Annotated in this window: 17 protein-coding genes and 1 tRNA gene; 2 read left to right on the top strand and 16 right to left on the bottom strand. The window is 38.5% G+C overall.

Translation table 11 applies throughout. From position 1 onward, the window contains the following. Positions 1 to 9 precede the first annotated feature (9 nt). The 13 genes from ACYPWY_RS07605 to ACYPWY_RS07545 all read right to left on the bottom strand — a co-directional run bounded on the left by ACYPWY_RS07605 (position 10) and on the right by ACYPWY_RS07545 (position 14804). Positions 10 to 1146, bottom strand: coding sequence for a DegT/DnrJ/EryC1/StrS family aminotransferase (locus ACYPWY_RS07605; RefSeq protein WP_459684839.1), 1137 nt, complete (start codon positions 1144 to 1146; stop codon positions 10 to 12). Beyond that, entirely contained in the window at positions 1143 to 1817 is a 675-nt protein-coding gene (locus ACYPWY_RS07600) for an HAD family hydrolase (RefSeq protein WP_459684838.1), read from the bottom strand. The genes ACYPWY_RS07605 and ACYPWY_RS07600 overlap by 4 nt, the downstream gene beginning before the upstream one ends. Further along, entirely contained in the window at positions 1801 to 2772 is a 972-nt protein-coding gene (locus ACYPWY_RS07595) for an ATP-grasp domain-containing protein (protein WP_459684837.1), read from the bottom strand. Before ACYPWY_RS07595 ends, ACYPWY_RS07600 begins: the two co-directional genes overlap by 17 nt. Continuing rightward, positions 2769 to 3371, bottom strand: a complete 603-nt coding sequence (locus ACYPWY_RS07590) for a sugar transferase (protein ID WP_459684836.1) — start codon at positions 3369 to 3371, stop codon at positions 2769 to 2771. The genes ACYPWY_RS07595 and ACYPWY_RS07590 overlap by 4 nt, the downstream gene beginning before the upstream one ends. Further along, the gene (locus ACYPWY_RS07585) at positions 3364 to 4524 is read right to left on the bottom strand and encodes a glycosyltransferase family 4 protein (protein ID WP_459684835.1); all 1161 of its coding nucleotides are present in this window, start codon (positions 4522 to 4524) and stop codon (positions 3364 to 3366) included. The genes ACYPWY_RS07590 and ACYPWY_RS07585 overlap by 8 nt, the downstream gene beginning before the upstream one ends. Beyond that, positions 4475 to 5677, bottom strand: coding sequence for a glycosyltransferase (locus ACYPWY_RS07580; RefSeq protein ID WP_459684834.1), 1203 nt, complete (start codon positions 5675 to 5677; stop codon positions 4475 to 4477). The genes ACYPWY_RS07585 and ACYPWY_RS07580 overlap by 50 nt, the downstream gene beginning before the upstream one ends. Next, positions 5652 to 6614 (bottom strand): hypothetical protein, encoded by a 963-nt coding sequence (locus tag ACYPWY_RS07575; RefSeq protein WP_459684833.1) that lies wholly within the window; start codon positions 6612 to 6614, stop codon positions 5652 to 5654. The genes ACYPWY_RS07580 and ACYPWY_RS07575 overlap by 26 nt, the downstream gene beginning before the upstream one ends. A 491-nt stretch (positions 6615 to 7105) precedes the next feature. Continuing rightward, entirely contained in the window at positions 7106 to 8221 is a 1116-nt protein-coding gene (locus ACYPWY_RS07570; RefSeq protein WP_459684832.1) for a glycosyltransferase, read from the bottom strand. Further along, the gene (locus tag ACYPWY_RS07565; RefSeq protein ID WP_459684831.1) at positions 8184 to 9422 is read right to left on the bottom strand and encodes an oligosaccharide flippase family protein; all 1239 of its coding nucleotides are present in this window, start codon (positions 9420 to 9422) and stop codon (positions 8184 to 8186) included. Before ACYPWY_RS07565 ends, ACYPWY_RS07570 begins: the two co-directional genes overlap by 38 nt. A 1-nt stretch (position 9423) precedes the next feature. Next, positions 9424 to 10653 carry a nucleotide sugar dehydrogenase gene (locus ACYPWY_RS07560; protein WP_459684830.1) on the bottom strand — a complete coding sequence of 410 codons (1230 nt, stop codon included), beginning with the start codon at positions 10651 to 10653 and terminating at the stop codon, positions 9424 to 9426. A 3-nt stretch (positions 10654 to 10656) separates the two neighbouring features. Beyond that, positions 10657 to 11664, bottom strand: coding sequence for an SDR family oxidoreductase (locus ACYPWY_RS07555; RefSeq protein ID WP_459684891.1), 1008 nt, complete (start codon positions 11662 to 11664; stop codon positions 10657 to 10659). Next, positions 11624 to 13966, bottom strand: a complete 2343-nt coding sequence (locus tag ACYPWY_RS07550) for a GumC family protein (RefSeq protein ID WP_459684829.1) — start codon at positions 13964 to 13966, stop codon at positions 11624 to 11626. Before ACYPWY_RS07550 ends, ACYPWY_RS07555 begins: the two co-directional genes overlap by 41 nt. Position 13967: 1 nt before the next feature. Beyond that, the gene (locus ACYPWY_RS07545) at positions 13968 to 14804 is read right to left on the bottom strand and encodes a polysaccharide biosynthesis/export family protein (protein ID WP_459684828.1); all 837 of its coding nucleotides are present in this window, start codon (positions 14802 to 14804) and stop codon (positions 13968 to 13970) included. A gap of 165 nt (positions 14805 to 14969) precedes the next feature. Here ACYPWY_RS07545 and ACYPWY_RS07540 point away from each other — a divergent pair, with 165 nt between their 5' ends. Continuing rightward, positions 14970 to 15215, top strand: a complete 246-nt coding sequence (locus tag ACYPWY_RS07540) for a winged helix-turn-helix domain-containing protein (RefSeq protein ID WP_459684890.1) — start codon at positions 14970 to 14972, stop codon at positions 15213 to 15215. A 189-nt stretch (positions 15216 to 15404) separates the two neighbouring features. Here ACYPWY_RS07540 and ACYPWY_RS07535 read toward each other — a convergent pair. After that, positions 15405 to 15478: transfer RNA gene (locus tag ACYPWY_RS07535), tRNA-Met, on the bottom strand. Positions 15479 to 15662: 184 nt separating this feature from the next. Between ACYPWY_RS07535 and pheS the strand changes: the two genes are divergently transcribed. Further along, a complete protein-coding gene (gene pheS / locus ACYPWY_RS07530) occupies positions 15663 to 16682 on the top strand; it encodes a phenylalanine--tRNA ligase subunit alpha (protein WP_459684827.1) in 1020 nt (339 codons plus the stop codon). 437 nt (positions 16683 to 17119) lie between these two features. Here the strand turns inward: pheS and ACYPWY_RS07525 are convergent, their stop codons facing one another. Both ACYPWY_RS07525 and ACYPWY_RS07520 read right to left on the bottom strand, forming a co-directional pair. Next, entirely contained in the window at positions 17120 to 19057 is a 1938-nt protein-coding gene (locus ACYPWY_RS07525; RefSeq protein ID WP_459684826.1) for an NAD(+) synthase, read from the bottom strand. Between the two features lie 212 nt (positions 19058 to 19269). Next, positions 19270 to 19725, bottom strand: a complete 456-nt coding sequence (locus ACYPWY_RS07520) for a hypothetical protein (RefSeq protein WP_459684825.1) — start codon at positions 19723 to 19725, stop codon at positions 19270 to 19272. Positions 19726 to 19778 lie beyond the last annotated feature (53 nt).

Below are 19778 nucleotides of genomic sequence, written 5' to 3'. Positions count from 1 at the left end.
ATAATCTATCTATAATATGCGCTTTATAGAATCTGCAACTCGTTGTAAATCATTTATTTTCAGACTTGTTCCCGAGGGTAAACACAAACCGTCTCTGAATAAAGATTCGCTTGTTCCATCGCCATAAAAAGGACAATCTTTAAAAACAGGCTGCAAATGCATCGGCTTCCAAAGGGGGCGGGATTCGATATTTGCCTCGTTAAGCGCCGAGTATAAATCCTCGCGCGTTTTTCCGCCTGTCTTCGCCGGGTCTATCAGGATGGAAGTCAGCCAATAATTTGAATAATAATCGGACGAAGGTTCCGTCTGAAAGCTGATACCCTCAATGTCTTTTAGTTGCTGCCTGTAAAACTGGTTATTCGCCCTCCGTTGTTCGATTCGGTTGGGCAATACCAGCATTTGCCCCCGGCCAATACCTGCTACCACATTGCTCATCCGGTAATTATATCCTATCTGCGTATGCTGATAATGAGGCGCGGCATCCCGGGCCTGCGTAGCCAAAAAACGGGCTTTCCTGATGTATTCGTCATTGTGAGCGACAAGAGCGCCGCCACCCGAAGTGGTGATTATTTTGTTTCCATTGAACGAAAGAATCGCCATTTCGCCCAAGGTTCCACAATGCCGATTCTGATAGGTAGAGCCTAAGGCCTCCGCGGCATCTTCAACAATGGGGATTTCGTATTTGAGAGAAATCGCCCGTATTTCGTTCATATTGGCAGGCATACCGTAGAGGTGAACCGGAATTATCACTTTCGGTTTTTTCCCTTTCGCCAGTCTGTCCTTTATAGCCCTTTCGAGGTGTTCGGGCGACATGTTCCAGCTATCCTTTTCGCTATCAATAAAAACAGGCGTAGCCCCCTGATAAACAATGGGATTGGCCGAAGCCGAAAAGGTAAAACTTTGGCAAAGCGCCTCATCACCGGCTTTCAGACCTAAAATAATTAACGCAAGGTGCAATGCCGCTGTACCGGCGCTCAACGCGGCAACCGACAGATTATCACCTAAAAAACCGGCCAGTTCTTTTTCAAAAGCATCCACATTAGGCCCCATAGGCACCACCCAATTGGTATCGAATGCTTCCTGAATAAATTCTTGTTCGCGGCCTCCCATGTGTGCCAGAGAAAGCCAAATACGGTTATTGTTCATATTATTTTTTTGTAAACCAAATTAATATCGTTAAAGGAGTTTATATAGATAATTGAATTATGTATATTGTTATTTTTTTGTTGCTTATGAATATTTTCCCCTTTATCTATTAAGCAAAATGTCTTCCATCCAAGCTCTATCGGAACTATAAAATCTTTATTCAAATTATCGCCAAAGAAAAAGAATTTTGCTTCTCTGTACTTATCACTATAATATTTAAAATTTCTAATATCGGGTTTTTCTGAACCAAACTCTTCTGATATTATGATATCCTTAAAGTATTTATCAATATTTAAAGCTCTCAATTTATTCCATTGAGTTACACTTCTACCATCAGATATTATACCCATTGGTATTTCATATCTATATAATTGGGTTAGAAAACATGATGTATCTTTAGATAAGGATATATGAGGAGTGTGTGTCCTATATATATTTAATAGTTCTGTTTTAGATACAAGATCAGGATACTTCTTTTCAATCCAAAGAAATACATCCTCATTTTTATGATATTTATGTAGCATAATATCATAAATATCTTGATTAATCAAAGTGTACATATATCCCGCTATAGCTTTATATGCCGATTTTAAATAATCAATCTCCTGATAAAGAGTATCATCTAAATCAAAAATGAAGAAAGAGTTTGTTTTATTAATCTCTATAATCATGTATTAGAACCTCATCATCATAACGTAACATCAATAAATTATTTTCCCAACCCTCGAAATAGTTAATTGATTCATTAAGAAAATATTCTTCTATTAACCATTTTGGATAATTACCTTTAGCGGCATAACTCAACGGGAAGCCGCCGCCAAATCTTGGATTGATTTCGATACCAATAATATCCTTTGTTTCATCAGAATAAAATAGTTGTAATGTTATACAACCAATAGCTCCATCAATATATTCAAACTTCCTTTTTAAATAATTTACTATTTCATTTTTACAAGTTATACCTTTTTGTATCTCTCCTGCTCTTACTGTGATTCTTTTTCTAGGAATAATAGATTTAACTCTATTATCTTTCCCATAATACATATCTACAGTATATTCCGAATATTCATTTTTATCAATAACTTCCATAAACATGAATTTTTCGTTGTTTAAGAATTTATCAAGCAATTCTTCTTTTGTATTAATAATAAATATATCTGAACTTAAACTTCCATCGTATGGCTTTATAAATATAGGGAAAGTAGGGTTTTCTTTGTTTATTGGTCGTGGAATATTAACTCCATGTTCTAAAAAGAAATTATTGGTTATTCTTTTATCTCTGCATGTCTGTATAAATTTATGAGAAGATATAATCACTTTTATATTATTATCTTCAAATAAGTCTTTATTATCTGACAAAATTTGCAATTCAGTATCAATAGTAGGGATAATCATTCCTATATTATTCTCTTGGCAGATAGTTAAAACTTCCTCTATATATGTTGACGAAGTTACTCTACTTACCTGAAAATATTTATCAGAAATATTGCAGGCAGCACTTAATTTCGGATTTAAATCTGTAGTAAAAACTAATCCTAATTTATCATTTCGTAATTCCTTTTGAAAAGCTCTAACTAAAGAGACCCTCTGACCTGCAGATGTAATAAGGATGTTCATTTTATTCATTTTCCTTCAAATTTTTCCATTGTAACACTAGCTTCCGAACTAATACCTTCGGTTTTAAACACTTTCAACACAGTAAGTATCAATATTTTACTATCTAAAAGTATGGATATATTATCAACATACCACACATCCAGCCTGAATTTTTCCTGCCACGAGATAGCATTTCGCCCATTCACTTGCGCCCACCCGGTTATACCCGGACGAACCTCGTGCCGCCTTATCTGCTCCTTGCTATATAATGGAAGATATTCGACCAATAACGGACGTGGCCCAACCAAACTCATATCTCCCTTGATAACATTCAAGAGCTGTGGAACTTCATCCAAGGAGGTCTTCCGCACAAACTTGCCAATAGCAGTTAGCCTGTCGGCATCGGGAAGAAGATTGCCAGCCGAATCCTTCTTATCGTTCATCGTCTTGAATTTAATCACCTCGAATATCTTATTGTTCTTACCCGGACGCTGCTGAAAAAAGAATGGCTTTCCATCGTTAGCTATCGTCAGGAAAAGTGTAACAAGCAGAAATACAGGCAACAAGAGTATAAACCCTATCAACGACAGGATGAAATCGATACCATATTTGAAGAAGCGCTTATACATGTTTTTCTTCCAAGGATTTATATTCAGTTAATATCGCCTGCCAAACTATCCTTTGCTCGTAACGAGATGTTATCATTTCGCGCGCATGTGCCTTATGGCGGTTCAATAAATTTTTGTCGATTAAATAATCTTCCATCCTCCGTTGCAATGTCAAGGCGTTTTTAACCGGAATTATTGTGCCGTTTATATCCTCTACAATAATCTCGTTGCATCCGTTGATGTCGGTAACAATAGATGGCAATCCCATGGCTCCGGCCTGCATCACCACATTCGGAAAACCCTCCCGATAGCTGGGAAATACCAGCGCATCCGAAATAGCCAGATAGGGTCTTACATCCGATTGGTAGCCAACAGCCAGGATATGCTTATTTTGAGCCATCGCCTTCAAGGTAGTCTCTTTCAACGGATCCAAATCCGATTCCTGAGGGCCAACAAGCAACAGCTTTACATGGCGGTTCTCCTCCGTAAGATTATCGAAAGCTTCAACCAGTTCATTTATCCCCTTATCCGAAACCAGACGCCCAACGAAGACAAAAGTAAAATCCTCACCGGTTATTCCCAATTCATTCTTCAAGTTTTGCTTTTGTTCGGGGGAGAACAAAGACGGGTCGAAACAGGATGTGTTTATGCCATTTGAGCTGCCATTGGCCAGAACCTTCAATTTCCTTTCGGGACACAATTTTTCTTCAACAATAATATCCTTCAATCCATTTGAATTGGGATATACATGCGTGGCACACTTGTAAGTCATTTTTTCGACAAAATTGAGCAAGACCCTTTTCTTCCCTGTGGCTTCCAACAAAGGCAGACCGGCCACAGTATGCAACCTGTTTGGCACATTAGCCAATCGGGCAGCCAGCATACCCACCGTTCCGGCTTTGGGAGTATGGGTGTGCACAAAAAGAGGTTTCTCCCTCCTGAAAAGGCGGTACAATTTCCATACAGCGCACAAGTCCTTGACAGGTGTGATTTTCCGTGTCATTTCCACACAGAAAGTATCCACGCCATCCTTCTCGCCCACTTTTTTTAAACAGGTTTCATCCGAAGAAACGGCAATAATCCTGTAATGACTTTTCATAAAAGCCATTTGCCCATCAAGGAGTTTATCCAATGAGATGGGGATTGTTGTTATGCGGATGAGGCGAGATTTCATTTATGTCATTAATTACAGATTGAAAGAACGTTAATCTTTTCTTATTTAAATTTTCTTTTAAATATGGCAATGCTTTTTCTAAATTCTCAGAAGATGCTTCTCTTAATAAATCTCGATTCTCATAAAAATATAATATTTGTTTTGAAAGAGCCTTAAAATCTTTGGCTTTATGAAGATATTGTTGATCTAGAATATCAGGTATACCACCTACAGACGAAGCTAAAACAGGACAACCCACACTCATAGCTTCTAACATAGCTCTTGGTAAACCTTCAGTGAAAGAGGGTTGAACGTATAATGACATATGTTTTAAAAACTCAAATATTTCATCTCTCGCCTTTGAACCTATAAATTCGATATTATCAATAATAAATAATTTTTTAGCTTCTTCAATAATCCAGTTGCAATTACCCTTACCTATTAAATATATTTTTATATTTTTTTTCACGTGAGTTGGTAATATAGATATGGATTTCAATAAAATATCTTGTCCTTTGTATCTGGTATCAAAACCACCAATTAAAGCAATGCTAATTTTATCATCATTAAATCGATTAATATTAACATCTTCTCTTCTTAAAATCAGAGGGAGGATAACATTTGATATTGACTCAGTTTGTCCATGAGATGGATAATCAATTTGTAACTTTCTTTCAGTAACATATATGACATATCGAGATCTGTTTACTATTTTTTTATTTAAATAATCAAATACTGGAGCTGCTATTTTACCTAATAAAGATCCATGGAGCACTAATGCCTCTCTGGCATTTCCAACCAGTTCAATTACAAAAGGAATTTTGTTTCTGATAGCGATATAACCTGCTATGACACCTAAAATACTCGGTAATCTAATAATAACTAAATTATTTAGTAAAATTAATTCTTTTATTTGCTGGTTTATTTTTCTGAAATTTAGAAACAAATCTTTAATTGAAGAGTACCTATGAATTAAATAAAAGCTGACACGATCGTCTCCGGAAGATAAAACTTTTTTATCTTTCATATCATTACTTTTTCTTCCGATTACCTTTATATTTTGAAATGAAGATAAATAATTATTCCAGACCTCTGCAGGAAAACTTCCTCCACTATATACATTAAGATAGTCTTCATAAAATGGGTGGTCATGTATAAATAAAAGATTCATCATATTCTTTTTTTATTGGGGGAGTATTAACAATCTTATCTCTTATGAATAAAACTACAAGGCATATGGGTATTATTCTTTTTATAAAGAAAAACATTGTATTATCCAAATCGGAATTAAATATAATTATACTAAAATTAATAAGTAGTGGAACCAAAAATAAACGAAGATCATACTCCGAGATGCCTTCATTAAATTTTTTTATTCGAGTTATGATTATTGCAAACAATATAAAAACAATAGGAGATAGTAAAATTCCAAAATTTAGTATAGATTCTCCTAAAAGTCCATAAACACGTGAAGACTTAGAAAAACTAATTTGGGCATTATTGCCATACATGAGTTCTGTTCCTACACTTACCTTATCTATTTTTCGAGACCATTCCTTATCGATAGAAATAAATTTTAAAATATCACCTATATATGTAGAACCTAATTTTAGATTGTAATCTGTGTTTTTCTCATACAAATATATTAAGTAGGCTTGTATACTGTATCTAGATAAATCTCCACCTAAGACATCAGTTCCTTTTATATCTTGCTCTAAAGTATAGTTATTATCAAGTACAAATGCTCCTCTTGTATTTTTATATATTTTTCCAACATAGATGAATCCAAATGCGAGTAAGGCTATTATAACAATTTGTTTTTTTTCAAACTTCCTAATTGAAAGATGTATTAATAAAATGGCATGTATTAATGTCCATAATGTATTACTTCTGCTACCACGTAATCCTCCAAAATACAGGCATGAAATAAATAATAGAAATATGAATAAATAAATTATAATCCATTTATGATAAAATATATTATCTCTAGATTTTATAAAGAAAATTAAAATGAATAATAAAGGAAATAATTCTGAAATGATAAAGAATGCTCCATAACCAGAGAATCCTTCTTCTCCATAATTTCTAATATATCCTAATATGCCACCCATTGATATATACATATAGGTTTGAAGTATAAAACTAATAAGCATTAATATATAAATATATTTTAGTTTATGTGGACTAGTAACATATATATAGCTTGAATTATGAATATATGAAGACTTTCGTTCTATGATATTTCTTATAGTGAATAATATTAGAATACACAGTAAATATATTTCTGATAATTTATTGGCAAAGGGTGTCCAATCTTCTGGAACCTGGGTTATATATATTAACCATGAGCCTGAATAAAAATGAAAGAATGGAGCAAATACTGTTGTAAAGAATAAGAAAACATCCAAATATAGAAAAGGATTTATGAGCCATTTGTTCTGTTTTAATATAGCCTGTATATCTATAAGTAGAATAACGCATGAAATGAATACACAGATAGTATATAATTCTAATTGAATGATATTAAAGATAAATAGGATAATAAAAATTGGTAGAGATATAGATATAGACTTACCAATTTCCAATTGATTTATACTGCAATTCATTTATTTACGCATTGATTATATATGTTTTCGAGAGAAGCTACAGAATTTGTAATATTAAAAGGACTGTTGTACATTTTATCAACGATAGAATTGTAATCAATATTATTTTTGTTATCCAACATTTCCATTAATGAATTTGCCCATTTCTGAGAATTGTCTTTCAAAGATAGATTCCTAATATTTTCTTTGATTATAATAGCATCATGCGGTATTACATCCGATATTATACATTTTAACCCAGCCATTTGGGCTTCAAGTAAAACGATACCCAATCCTTCATACAAAGAAGGAAAAAGAAAAATATCGAAAATTTCGCTCATAAATAAATTTACATCATTTCGCCCTCCTAAGAATAAAACATTTTTTAAATTTAATGATCCAACTTTCTTCTTGATATCTTCTTGTAGCTTACCTTCTCCTATAAGCAACAAGTAAATGTTTGGATTTCCTTTACTTATATGAAAATAAATATCAATTAAAAAGTCATGGTTTTTCTGTTCACTAAAACTTCCAACATGTCCGATAAAAAATGCATTTTCGGGTAAATTGAACTCTTTAAGTATCTTACTTCGTGTATTATCTTCCTTTTTTTTAAAATTAGATAGGTTTATCCCATATTGTATTATTTCATGAGATTTATTTTTGAAAAGAGCTTTGCCTGCAGGCTCAGAGCATGCAACCCTTTTGGTTGCAAAAATATTGATAAGCATACGTTGAATCTCAATATAACATTTTCTATAAAAAGAGTTGCTATCTATTTTTGATGTATCATTATGGCTATGACTAATGCGGCATGAAACTCCAGCTAAAAAAGCGATGAAACAAATATATCCACTAAAAAAATGAGAATGTGCGTGCACAATATTATATTGCTCTGCTTTTAAAAATTTGTAAAAAGCCCTTGAAAACTTCCATATACCTTTATCTAATAGAATGGGATTCAGTTTAGAACCCATTTCTACAATTATTTCATCATATACACCTTCTCCTGGCCTATTCGTAACAAAGTCCATTTGAAAATTTTCTCTATCATAATGGAGAATGACATCTTTGAGCCATGTTTCTATTCCTCCTCTATCTAATCGACCTAGAACGTGAACAACTTTTATCATAATTTTTATATATAAAACAAGATGTAATTATAATTTGCATTGAGAATGCTAATATTGACGCATACACAACTCCATAGATACCATATTTATTTAGTAGAAAATAACAACCAACTATATTTGTAATCATTACCATCCCATTTATGAATGGTTGTATTTTAAATATTCTCATTGAAGTTAAGGTATATCCTAGAGCAGAAGCTGTGTATAGAAAAATTCCAGAAAACATGACGAGTGAAAATAGACCTGAATAATTAGCAATAGAATCTGAAAACATAATTTTTAAAAAATGATAACCTCCAATTAATGACATAATAGATAGAATGATTCCTACTCCTAAATTAACTCCAACATACTTTATGCATAATTTTTTAAAATCAATTGTTTTGTTTTCTGCATAATATCTACTCATACGTGGAGAAAATGATTGACCAACTGCTGCATTTACAAAATTTCCTAAAACTAAACAATAAGCTATTGTAGAATATATACCTTGCTTTTCTGTTCCTAAAAAATATTCAGTCATATATTTAGATATATTTGTGTTTAAAGATATTATACACATGACAATTCCAAGGGGGAGTGATTTGATAAATAGCGATTTTAATCTTAGATTTCGAAAATTAAATAAACTTTCTTTTTCGTAGAGCCTTTTACAGTTCAAATAGTCATTATAATATAAAACGAATAAGTTCAAAAATATAGCAATAGCTAAACCAATAGGTAATGATTTGAAAAAAAAGACACCTATGAAGATAGCCGTTGTTGCAGATATCCCTTTTAGAATAAGAGATTTTGCAACATTATGCATCTTTTCCATAAGTTGCTGTTGTGCATTAAATATTTCTGCAAATCCTTCAACTATTTTAAGTACTGCAATTAAAAATAGTATTTTAAATTCACTTTCTCTTATTAGAATATATCCTATTATAAAAATGACTCCTATTCCTAAAGAGATGAACCTGAGCATAAAATAGCTGGAAAAATTCCATTCTTTCTTTGAATCAGTAACAATTAATGATCTTAATTGAAAACTTAGAAAGAGAAATATCGGAGCTGTTATAGCTAAAGCTAATGTATATGAACCTAAAACTATAGGAGAACATAGTTTTGCAATAATAGAAAGTTGTATCCATTGCATAAATGCGTATAGACTGTTGCCTATAAACATCCATATAACATTAGTTTTTAAACTATTCTTCAATCTATTTTAATTTGTATATTATACTTTTTATCTCCATCCCCTCAAACTCCCGATGCCCAACAGCCAAAACCACAGCATCAAACTTCCCGCCAGGCATTTCAGTCAGAATATCCAAGCCGTATTCATGCTTCACTTCGGCGGGGTTTGCCCAGGGGTCGTAGATGGTGATGTTGGTGTCGTATTCTTTTAGTTCGCGGATGACGTCCACTACTTTGGTGTTGCGTACATCGGGGCAGTTCTCTTTAAATGTTATACCTAACACCAGTATGTTCGAGCCTTTTACCTGGATGCTTTGCTTTATCATTTTCTTTACCACCTCGCTGGCTACATATTCGCCCATGCTGTCGTTCATGCGTCTGCCGGCAAGAATAATTTCGGGATGATAGCCGTATTCCTGCGCTTTTTGGGCGAGGTAATAGGGGTCAACGCCGATGCAATGCCCGCCTACAAGTCCCGGTTTGAAGTGGAGGAAGTTCCACTTTGTGCCTGCTGCCGCCAACACATCGTTGGTGTTGATGCTCATGCGGTCGAATATTTTCTTTAGTTCGTTTACAAAGGCAATGTTAATATCGCGTTGCGAATTTTCGATAACTTTTGCTGCTTCTGCCACCCTAATGGTCGGAGCCAGATGCGTTCCGGCTTTAATAATTGATGAATAGAGCGCATTCACTTTTTCGCCTGTCTCGGGGGTTGAACCGGAAGTTACTTTCTTGATTTTTTCTACGGTATGCTCCTTGTCGCCGGGGTTTATCCGTTCGGGAGAATAACCGGCGTAGAAATCAACATTGTATTTCAATCCCGATGTTTTTTCTACCACCGGAATGCAATCTTCTTCGGTAGCGCCAGGATATACCGTTGATTCATAGATAACGACGTCTCCTTTGCCGATTACTTTTCCTACTGTCTCGCTGGCTTTCACCAAGGGGGTCAGGTCGGGACGGTTATTTTTATCCACCGGCGTTGGGACGGTTACTATATAATAGTTGCAATCTTTAATATCGTCCAGGTTGCAAGTGCAGAATAATCCGGTGTTATCACCGGCTTCTTTTTTCAATACAGCCCGAAGTATGTCGGCCTCTACTTCCAAGGTATGGTCGTTACCCGACATCAACTCATTTACACGGGCTTTGTTTACATCAAAACCCACAACGGCGTACTTTGTTGCAAACAGCCGGGCAAGTGGCAATCCCACATAACCTAAGCCAACGATAGCAATCTTTATTTTATCCATTTTCTATTTTAAGTTATTCCAATACCAATTTACAGCCTCTTGCAATCCCTTCTTCATACTGTATTGAGGGTCATAATTCAACAAGGCTTTCGCTTTATCTACACTGGCCAACGAATGCGGAATATCCCCCACCCTGTTCGGCCCATGAATAATTTCTACCTTTCCAATCTCAGGGTCGTACGCGCTCAGGTATTCTTTCAAATAACCAACCAGTTGATTCAGTGTAGTCCGCTCACCAAAGGCTGTGTTATACACGGTGTTCAACGCCGCTTTGTTCGCTGTCGTAAGAGCGAGCAGATTCATCTGAACCACATTTTTTATATAGGTGAAATCCCTCGAATACTCCCCGTCTCCGTTTATGACGGGCGATTCGTGATTTATCAGTTTCTTCACAAACAAGGGGATGACGGCTGCATAAGCGCCATTGGGGTCTTGCCGCTGTCCGAATACATTGAAGTAGCGCAATCCTATACATTCCATCCCGTATGTGCGTGAAAATACGTCCGCATAAAGTTCATTTACATATTTTGTTATGGCATAGGGCGACAGCGGTTTCCCTATCACATCTTCCACTTTGGGCAAGGATGCCGAATCGCCGTAAGTGGAGGAACTGGCGGCATAGATAAAGCGTTTCACTTTTGCTTCTTTGGCTGCAACAAGCATGTTCAGGAAACCCGAAACATTGACATCATTGCTGGTTACCGGGTCTTTTATCGAACGGGGAACAGAGCCTAAAGCCGCTTCGTGCAAAACATAATCAATTCCTTCTACTGCTTTCAGGCAATCCTCGTAGTTGCGTATATCGCCAACAACCAATCGGAAGTTTTTGTGGCTGAGCAAAGGTATTATATTCTCTACTTTTCCGGTCGAGAAATTATCCAGACACACCACCTCGCAATTGTGCTTAAGCAATTCCTCGCAAAGATTAGAGCCGATAAATCCGGCGCCTCCCGTAACCAGTATTTTCGTATTATTTAGATTTATTTCCATAAACATATCCTCCATATCCATACTTTCCATAACCATACCCGCCGTATCCGTACTCATAGCCGCCTCCCGAACGGGAATCGTTGAGTACCAGATACATATTTATTAGTTTCCCTTCTTCTTTCTGTGCGTTTATAAAATCGACCGCCGCTTTGTTAGTAACACCCTCCCTCACTACATACAGGCTTACATCAGCCGATTCATCCATCAGGTAGGTGTCGGACACCAAACCTACGGGCGCCGTGTCAACTATTACAAAATCGTATTCATTTTTCGCTTCCTCCAGAAATTCTTTCAGGCGCGGACTCATCAATAATTCGTTTGGATTGGGAGGAATTGTTCCTGCTGTCATTAGTTGCAGGTTATCGTGCAAGTCCGAATTATTTACATAATTCTTCCAGCTATCTTCCGCTACTAAATAATCGCTCAAGCCCTTCACTGCAGTTGTTTTTATGTATTCAGCCAATCTCGGATTCCGTATATCGCCACCTATCAAAAGCGCTTTTTTCCCCGACAAGGCGAAGCTAACTGCCAAATTTATACTGATAAAGGTTTTCCCTTCGCCCGATGCCGAAGAGGTTACCAAAATCAGTTTATTCCCTTTGTTTTTTAATACCCAGTTGAGGCTGTTCCTCAACGAGCGAAATGCTTCTGCTATTCTCGATTTGCTATCCGTTTGAACAATCACCGGATCTTTATCTTCGTTTCTGGAAATCTGACCTATGACAGAAACATCGGACAAGGCCTCCAGTTCTTTTTTGTTTTTGATTTGTGTCTTGAACAAATTCATGACATAAATAACAACTATGGGCAACAAAAAGCCTAAAATCAGCGAAGCCAAAAGAATTACCTGGGATTTTGGCGCTATGGGTAAGGTTTTTTCTTGTGGCGAAACTATAATGCGCGCCTTATTTGCTGTTGATGCAATTGTGAGGTTTGTTTCCTCTCTTTTTTGCATCAGAAACAAAAACAGGTTTTGCTTGATGGCTTGTTCGCGTTCTTTTGCTATAAGTCCCCTTTCCAGTTCGGGCGCTGACGAAATCCGCGACTTGGTATGGGATGCCTGGGTCAACAAATCTTTTTTGGTTACATTGTACGTTTGCTTTACATTCTTTAGCGAGCTTGATATGCTGCTGTGTATATTGTTGAGGTCTTCGGTCAGCTTTATACGGATGGGGTTTTCCTCACCCATACCTTTCAGTTGCACTTCGGAGGCGAGCAGTTTAGTGTTGTACTCGTTTATTATCTGTATAAGGCCTGCATCCGATATGCCGATATTGGGTATAACTGCATACCTGTTTGCCGGATCGTTTACAAAGCGTTCAACCCACAAAATAATGTTCAGTTGGGTTTCAACATCCATCAATTTCTGTTCGTTCTCCCCGGCTTGTTGTATAAACATTTGACCCTCTACGCTCAGATTCGCAATTCGATTCTTTTGCTTAAAGCTTACTACATCGGCCTCAGCGCTACCCAGTTCTACGGATATATCTTTAAGCCGGTCGTTGATAAAAATGGCCGTATTGTAAGCTATCTCGTTTTTCACTTTAACGTCCAACTCGTTGTACTGCTTCACCAGTTCCCTGAGTACCGCCGCTCCTTTTCTCGTATTATTGCCGGTAATACTTACATTCAACACCGATGATGATTTAGTGGTTGGAGACACCAATAATTCACTGCACAGCGATAAAGCCGTTGAGTTTATGTTGTTTACCTGAACATGGTACTTTTCTCCGTCAATAACATTCTTTCCTGTCAATTGGATGTTGAGAATCACATCCTCATCCAATTTTAGTTCAGCAGGCAGGGACTGCAATTTTTCATCTATATCCTTGTTTTCGTATGTGCCTTTTACTTCATATTCGGTTCCTTCTTGCTGTATGTAGAAACCGGCATGACCAATTTTTGCTTTATCAGCCGATTCAAGACCGACATAAAACGGCGATTCGCCATAGAGTTCATATTTCCTGAACCGGTTTGTTACATAATAGGTCGTTTGCAGGTTCAACGAATCGGCTACCGACTGCATTAAATCGGGGGAAGACAGTATGGCAATCTCATTCTCTATATTGCTCGTAGTCGATTGTAATCCAAGCGCTTCCAAATCGAATGAGGCAATACCGCCACCTTTACTTTTATCTTCATTCAATAAAATTGACAGAGAGGTTTTGTATTGTTTTTGTGTTACAAGAATAATTGCTGCTCCAGCAAAAAGACATACGGCAACAGATACAATAAACCATTTCCAGTAACGCAAATAATCGAATACAATATCGGTTGCAGAGCTTGTATCATTCACTTTTTTCGGGTTGTTAACTTTTTCCATTTTAACGAGTTAAGATAGCTATTACAGAAATTACAATGGATATAGCCGACAGGCTTATCGATTCAAAAGTACCGAAGTTTGAGTTATTCCCCTTCGCTCTGTTTGTTTCTACATACAACTTATCATTTTGTTGCAGGTAAAAAAGTTCCTTATTTTGTAGCAGGTTTTCGTCCTGCATATCTATTCTATGTGTAGTTATTTCGCCATTCTCGAGCGTTCTGACCAATAACACGTTGTTTCTTTTACCATAAATGGTCATATCACCGGCCGCGGCCAAGGCATCCAATATAGTCATTTGTCCGTTTGCCGAGTTGTAAATACCAGGCCTGACAACCTCGCCCAAAACAGAAACTCCAAAATTAACGAAGCGAACATTCACAACAGGTTTTTCGGACAAGTAGCGCGGATAGATGAGTGAAACCAAATGTTCCTGAGCTTCTTTGGGTGTCATTCCGCTTAATTTCAGTTCGCCCAATACAGGGAAGTTTATTTTCCCGTCCTTATCTACCAAATAGTTCTGTAAACTTCCACTTCCGCCGCTAGATGAACTTACCGTAGTTTGGACTGCGGTATTTACGGCGCTGGGAACAAGCGGCAGATTGAAATCTGTTGCCGCCCCGGCAGCAGTAGAGTTGACCGTAATGCTCAATATATCATTGGGCATTATTTTGGCTTCATGCACCTGAGCTATTTCTGATAACGTTTCGGGAGAGGTTGTTGAAGCATTCTTAAGATATGGGAGTTGCTTATATCCGTTACACGAGCCAAATACAACAATCATAACCAAGGCTAGAAACACCTGTATAAGGATCTCTTGTGTAGTACTGTTAGATTTCATATAAATAAAAAAGGAATATATCTAGTTTCGCTACAAAAGTACTTATAAATGGCTTGTTAACTTTGTTAATAAAAATTAACTGGGGGGGGGGGGTACTAATATTCCTTAATTCGGCAATATTTAACTTAAAAGAGGAAGTTTTTACAAGAAAACCAGCCAGATAAAATAAAAATTCTTATCCGTGAGGGTGTAAATGGCGGTGTAAATGACGGTGTAAATGACATTGTTAATATCCTGCTAAATGTTTCTGGATTAAATGCAGTTGAAATTGCATCTCGAATTAATAAAAGCTTGAGAACTGTTGAACGCCATCTTCGGTTACTGCGAAAAAAGGAAATTGTTGAATTTCGAGGTGCATCGAAAACAGGCGGTTATCATTTGACCGATAAAGCCAAAGAAAAATTGAAATAACATGCCCCGCCGCCCTTGATTTGCTTCGGGAACACGGTTATCCGACTTCCAAAGCGAAGATGTACAAACTTACATCTTCCGGTAAAATTCCTTTTAAAACCTACGGAAAAAACTCGTCTTTTCATGCAAATTACATGCAAACAAAAAAACAAAAGGCTCGCAACATCTTGCAAGCCTCTTGTTTTCAAGTAGCGGGACCGGGACTTGAACCCGGGACCTCATGATTATGAATCATGCGCTCTAACCAGCTGAGCTATCCCGCCATCTCTCGTTTAGCGGTTGCAAAAGTAGAAGATTATTTTCTATAATCCAAATCTTAGTTAAACAAAAACAGGCATTAATTATCAAATAAACGGTATGTCTATTCATTTTTCGGGCATTGCATGTTATTTTAGGAAAGAAAAATGTATTTTTGCAGCTGAAAACAAATGATAAAGTATCGGTACGATGATTAATAGAATAAACAAGCTACTGGCCGAAATAGAGAGCCTCAAGGTTGAAAAAGCCGAAGATATAGAGGCTTTGCGCATCAAATACCTGAGTAAGAAAGGGGAGATTTCTTCTTTGATGAACGATTTCAGGGATGTTGCTTCCGAGCAGAAAAGGGAACTGGGGATAAAACTGAACCAGCTCAAGGAAAAAGCGCAGGAACGCATCAACGAACTGAAAGATGCATTCGAGAACACCAATTCCTCGGAAGATTTTATCGACCTGACCCGCACGGCATATCCTGTGCAGCTGGGTACTCGTCATCCCTTGTCGCTGGTGAAGAAGGAAATCTGCGATATTTTCCGCCGGCTCGGCTTCTCTATTGCCGAGGGGCCCGAAATAGAAGACGACTGGCACGTATTTTCGTCGCTCAACTTTGCCGAAGATCATCCGGCGCGAGATATGCAGGACACATTCTTCATCGCACGCAATCCCGAAATACTGTTGCGCACGCATACCTCATCGGTTCAAACCCGCATCATGGAAAAACAGCAGCCTCCGATACGCATCATTTGCCCCGGTCGCGTGTATCGCAACGAAGCCATTTCGTACCGCGCCCATTGTTTCTTCCATCAGGTAGAAGCGCTGTATATCGACAAAAACGTATCTTTTGCCGACCTGAAGCAAGTACTCATGTTTTTTGCCAAGGAACTTTTCGGCGCCGACACCAAAATACGCCTGCGCCCCTCCTACTTCCCATTTACCGAGCCTAGCGCCGAAATGGATATTTCGTGCAACATCTGCGGTGGCAAAGGTTGTCCGTTCTGCAAGCACACAGGTTGGGTCGAAATTCTGGGTTGCGGCATGGTTGACCCCAATGTGCTGGAAAACTGCGGCATCGACAGCAAAGTATATACCGGATACGCTCTGGGAATGGGAATTGAACGCATAACCAACCTCAAATACCGGGTAAAAGACCTGCGCATGTTCTCCGAAAACGATGTACGCTTCCTGAAGCAATTTGAGAATGCTCAGTGAAACAATGTGCTGATGTGTTGATGTGCTAATGTGCTGATGAGAATAATAAGGGGCTGTCTCAAAAGAACGCGAATTACGCAGATTACACAAATTTACGCAAATAAACCACTATATCTTTTTCTTATCTAATTGAATTTCAACAATAAATGAATTACGATAATTCGCGTAATCTGCGTAATTCGCGTTCAAAAATACTTTCGAGACAGCCCCTGTTTTGTACCCTTATTTTGTCATTGCGGGCTTGACCCGCAATCTCCCGAGTATGGAACAAAATTTAGGAGACTCTACTCGCGCTTGGGGGATTGCGGGTCAAGCCCGCAATGACAAAAATAAAAATGGTCGCGGCACGCCACGACCCTACATTATTCTCATTGGCACATTATTTTCATCAACACACCAGCACATCAGCACATTATTTTCATCAGCACATCAACACATCAGTCCAGTTGTTTCAACCAAAGCGCATAACATGCATCGCTTACCATCCGCCAATCGCCTCTTGGCGAGAGGTTTATTGAACCTACTTTGGGGCCGTCGGGCATACACGAGCGTTTGAATTGCTGGGTGAAAAACCTGCGGTAGAATACTTTCAGCCATTTCAGAATAACTTCATCCGAAAATTCGCCCCGGAAGGCGTGTTTGGCCAGATAATATACTTTCTTCGGTTCAAAGCCAAAACGCATTATATTGTATAGGAAAAAATCGTGCAGAATATAGGGGCCAACCGTATCTTCCGTCTTTTGTGCTATCTCCCCGTTTTCGGTGGCCGGTAGCAGTTCGGGACTGATGGGCGTATCAATTATATCCTGCAAAACGGCTTTGGAATTTTCATCCATTTGTGTGTCGGCAACCCACTTCACCAAGGTTTTTACCAAGGTTTTCGGTATGCCCGAATTGACGGCGTACATCGACATGTGATCGCCGTTGTAGGTGCACCATCCCAGTGCGAGTTCCGATAAATCGCCCGTACCGATGACTAAGCCGTTCACCTTATTGGCATAATCCATCAGTATCTGTGTCCGCTCGCGCGCCTGCGAATTTTCGTATGTAATATCGTGGATGGCGTCATCCTGTTCAATATCCTTGAAGTGCTGCGCCACCGCATCCCTTATCGGAATATCTTTGACCGTTACTCCCAACGAGCGCATCAAGGCAATGGCATTGTTGTAGGTGCGTCCGGTAGTACCGAATCCGGGCATGGTGATGCCTGTGATATTTTCCTTCGGAATACGCAGCTTATCGAATGTTTTGGCAAGCGCCAGCAGCGCCAAGGTAGAATCCAATCCGCCCGAAACGCCAATCACCGCCGAACAGCCATTGACATGCAACAAGCGTTTGGCCAAGCCCCCAACCTGAATAGCGAAAATCTCCGAGCAGCGTTCGTTCAATTCTTCAGGCGACGGGACAAAAGGCGTAGGGTTCACCCATCTGTTCAGCGGAAATTCATCCGGCTTTTTATCCTTTTCGGGCACAGCTAATTTAATAATCCGGTAGCTGGCCTTCCCCCATTTATCGTACTCGGAGGTGGTAAACGATTTGTTTTTTATCCGGTCGTTCCTCAACCGGTCAACGTCCACATCGGCAACAGTCAACTGGCTTTCAAACGAGAAGCGTTCTCCTTCGGCCAAAATCTGTCCATACTCCGCAATCAGGCTACTGCCCGAGAAAACAAGGTCGGTAGTCGATTCGCCATTACCGGCAGAGGCATAAACATAACCGGCTATACAGCGCGCCGATTGCTGGCTGACCAAATTTTTCCGATAGAGGTGCTTACCTGTCGTTTCGTTGCTGGCCGACAAGTTGAAAATAACTTCGGCGCCATAAAGCGAATGGATACCGGAGGGCGGAACAGGCGTCCAAAGGTCTTCGCACAATTCGATGGCAAACTTCAGGTCGGGAGTTTGAAAAATAATATCAATGCCCACCGGAACAGTTTGTCCGCACAATTCAACGGTATTCTGGTTGAGTTCCCTCGACGAACTAAACCAGCGTTTATCGTAAAACTCGCCGTAATTGGGCAGAAATGTTTTAGGCACAACACCTGCTATTTTACCCCCCTGAACAACAACCGCCACATTATACAGGTTACTGCCAATCTCGAGAGGCATACCCACCATTGCGACAATATCCCAAGCCGATGACTTTTGGCGTATCCTGTCCAGCGACAACAAGGCCTCATCAAGCAACAGGCGTTGATGAAACAAATCTTCGGCAGTATAGGAAGTGATACAAGTTTCGGGGAAAACAACGACTGAAACGTTTTTTTTCTCCGCTTCCGCTATAAGCTTTATTATCTCATCCGTATTGTAGTCGCAATCGGCCACCTTAACACGGGGTATTGCCGAGGCAACCCGTACAAATCCGTAATTATTCATTTTCCGGTTTTTATCAAAATAAGGAACTATCTAAATGATAGTGTAGCTAAAACCTTTTTTTTCTAAGTTTGTCATTGCGGGCTTGACCCGCAATCTCCTAACAAAGGCAGAATGTTTGAACCTCTGTTAGGAGATCCCGTGTCAAGCACGGGATGACACGTCTCTACACTCTCATTTAAACGGTTTTCTAGGACAAATGTAGGAAATTTTATTTATTCCTCAACATCAGCCTCCGTTGATGGAGCAACCGGAGCCGAACTGTTATACATTTCGGGAGTAACGGTTATTTCCGTAATCAGTTCGCCGGCTTTATTTTTATAGCTATGCACAATAGTCGGGTCCAGCAGCTTTAAAGCCTTTGACGATTCCTGATTCATCAACTGTTTCATCTGAGCGACAATCATGATTTCCAACTGTTCCTTAAATTCAGTCAAATCGCCCAAATCTGCTGCTTCCGTATCTACGGTATAATTGTACTTCAATGTTTTGTCGGGGACAAATTCGCAACTTGTAAGAGTTGTCATGTAATCCACCGACATGGGGCAGGCTTTGTTTACTTCCTCGGCTGTTTGCTTAATAAGTAGCGATTTTCCCTTATCACAACTTGTAAATAACAATGTCATTGAAACAATGAACAACGATAATGACGCTAATTTTAATACTTTCATGTCTTTTTGTATAATTGGTGAATAAATATAATTAAAAGCCCCTCCAACCTCCC

The organism is Viscerimonas tarda (assembly GCF_054601255.1).
The sequence above is the reverse complement of the archived record's forward strand: the minus strand, read 5'-3'. Positions and strand labels throughout refer to the sequence as shown.

What these genes read in the sequence shown, in the direction of transcription:
- ACYPWY_RS07605 (WP_459684839.1), bottom strand. Translation starts at nt 1,146, where the DNA reads ATGAACAATAACCGTATTTGGCTTTCTCTGGCACACATGGGAGGCCGC.
- ACYPWY_RS07600 (WP_459684838.1), bottom strand. Translation starts at nt 1,817, where the DNA reads ATGATTATAGAGATTAATAAAACAAACTCTTTCTTCATTTTTGATTTA.
- ACYPWY_RS07595 (WP_459684837.1), bottom strand. Translation starts at nt 2,772, where the DNA reads ATGAATAAAATGAACATCCTTATTACATCTGCAGGTCAGAGGGTCTCT.
- ACYPWY_RS07590 (WP_459684836.1), bottom strand. Translation starts at nt 3,371, where the DNA reads ATGTATAAGCGCTTCTTCAAATATGGTATCGATTTCATCCTGTCGTTG.
- ACYPWY_RS07585 (WP_459684835.1), bottom strand. Translation starts at nt 4,524, where the DNA reads ATGAAATCTCGCCTCATCCGCATAACAACAATCCCCATCTCATTGGAT.
- ACYPWY_RS07580 (WP_459684834.1), bottom strand. Translation starts at nt 5,677, where the DNA reads ATGATGAATCTTTTATTTATACATGACCACCCATTTTATGAAGACTAT.
- ACYPWY_RS07575 (WP_459684833.1), bottom strand. Translation starts at nt 6,614, where the DNA reads ATGGGTGGCATATTAGGATATATTAGAAATTATGGAGAAGAAGGATTC.
- ACYPWY_RS07570 (WP_459684832.1), bottom strand. Translation starts at nt 8,221, where the DNA reads ATGATAAAAGTTGTTCACGTTCTAGGTCGATTAGATAGAGGAGGAATA.
- ACYPWY_RS07560 (WP_459684830.1), bottom strand. Translation starts at nt 10,653, where the DNA reads ATGGATAAAATAAAGATTGCTATCGTTGGCTTAGGTTATGTGGGATTG.
- ACYPWY_RS07555 (WP_459684891.1), bottom strand. Translation starts at nt 11,664, where the DNA reads ATGGATATGGAGGATATGTTTATGGAAATAAATCTAAATAATACGAAA.
- ACYPWY_RS07550 (WP_459684829.1), bottom strand. Translation starts at nt 13,966, where the DNA reads ATGGAAAAAGTTAACAACCCGAAAAAAGTGAATGATACAAGCTCTGCA.
- ACYPWY_RS07545 (WP_459684828.1), bottom strand. Translation starts at nt 14,804, where the DNA reads ATGAAATCTAACAGTACTACACAAGAGATCCTTATACAGGTGTTTCTA.
- pheS (WP_459684827.1), top strand. Translation starts at nt 15,663, where the DNA reads ATGATTAATAGAATAAACAAGCTACTGGCCGAAATAGAGAGCCTCAAG.
- ACYPWY_RS07525 (WP_459684826.1), bottom strand. Translation starts at nt 19,057, where the DNA reads ATGAATAATTACGGATTTGTACGGGTTGCCTCGGCAATACCCCGTGTT.
- ACYPWY_RS07520 (WP_459684825.1), bottom strand. Translation starts at nt 19,725, where the DNA reads ATGAAAGTATTAAAATTAGCGTCATTATCGTTGTTCATTGTTTCAATG.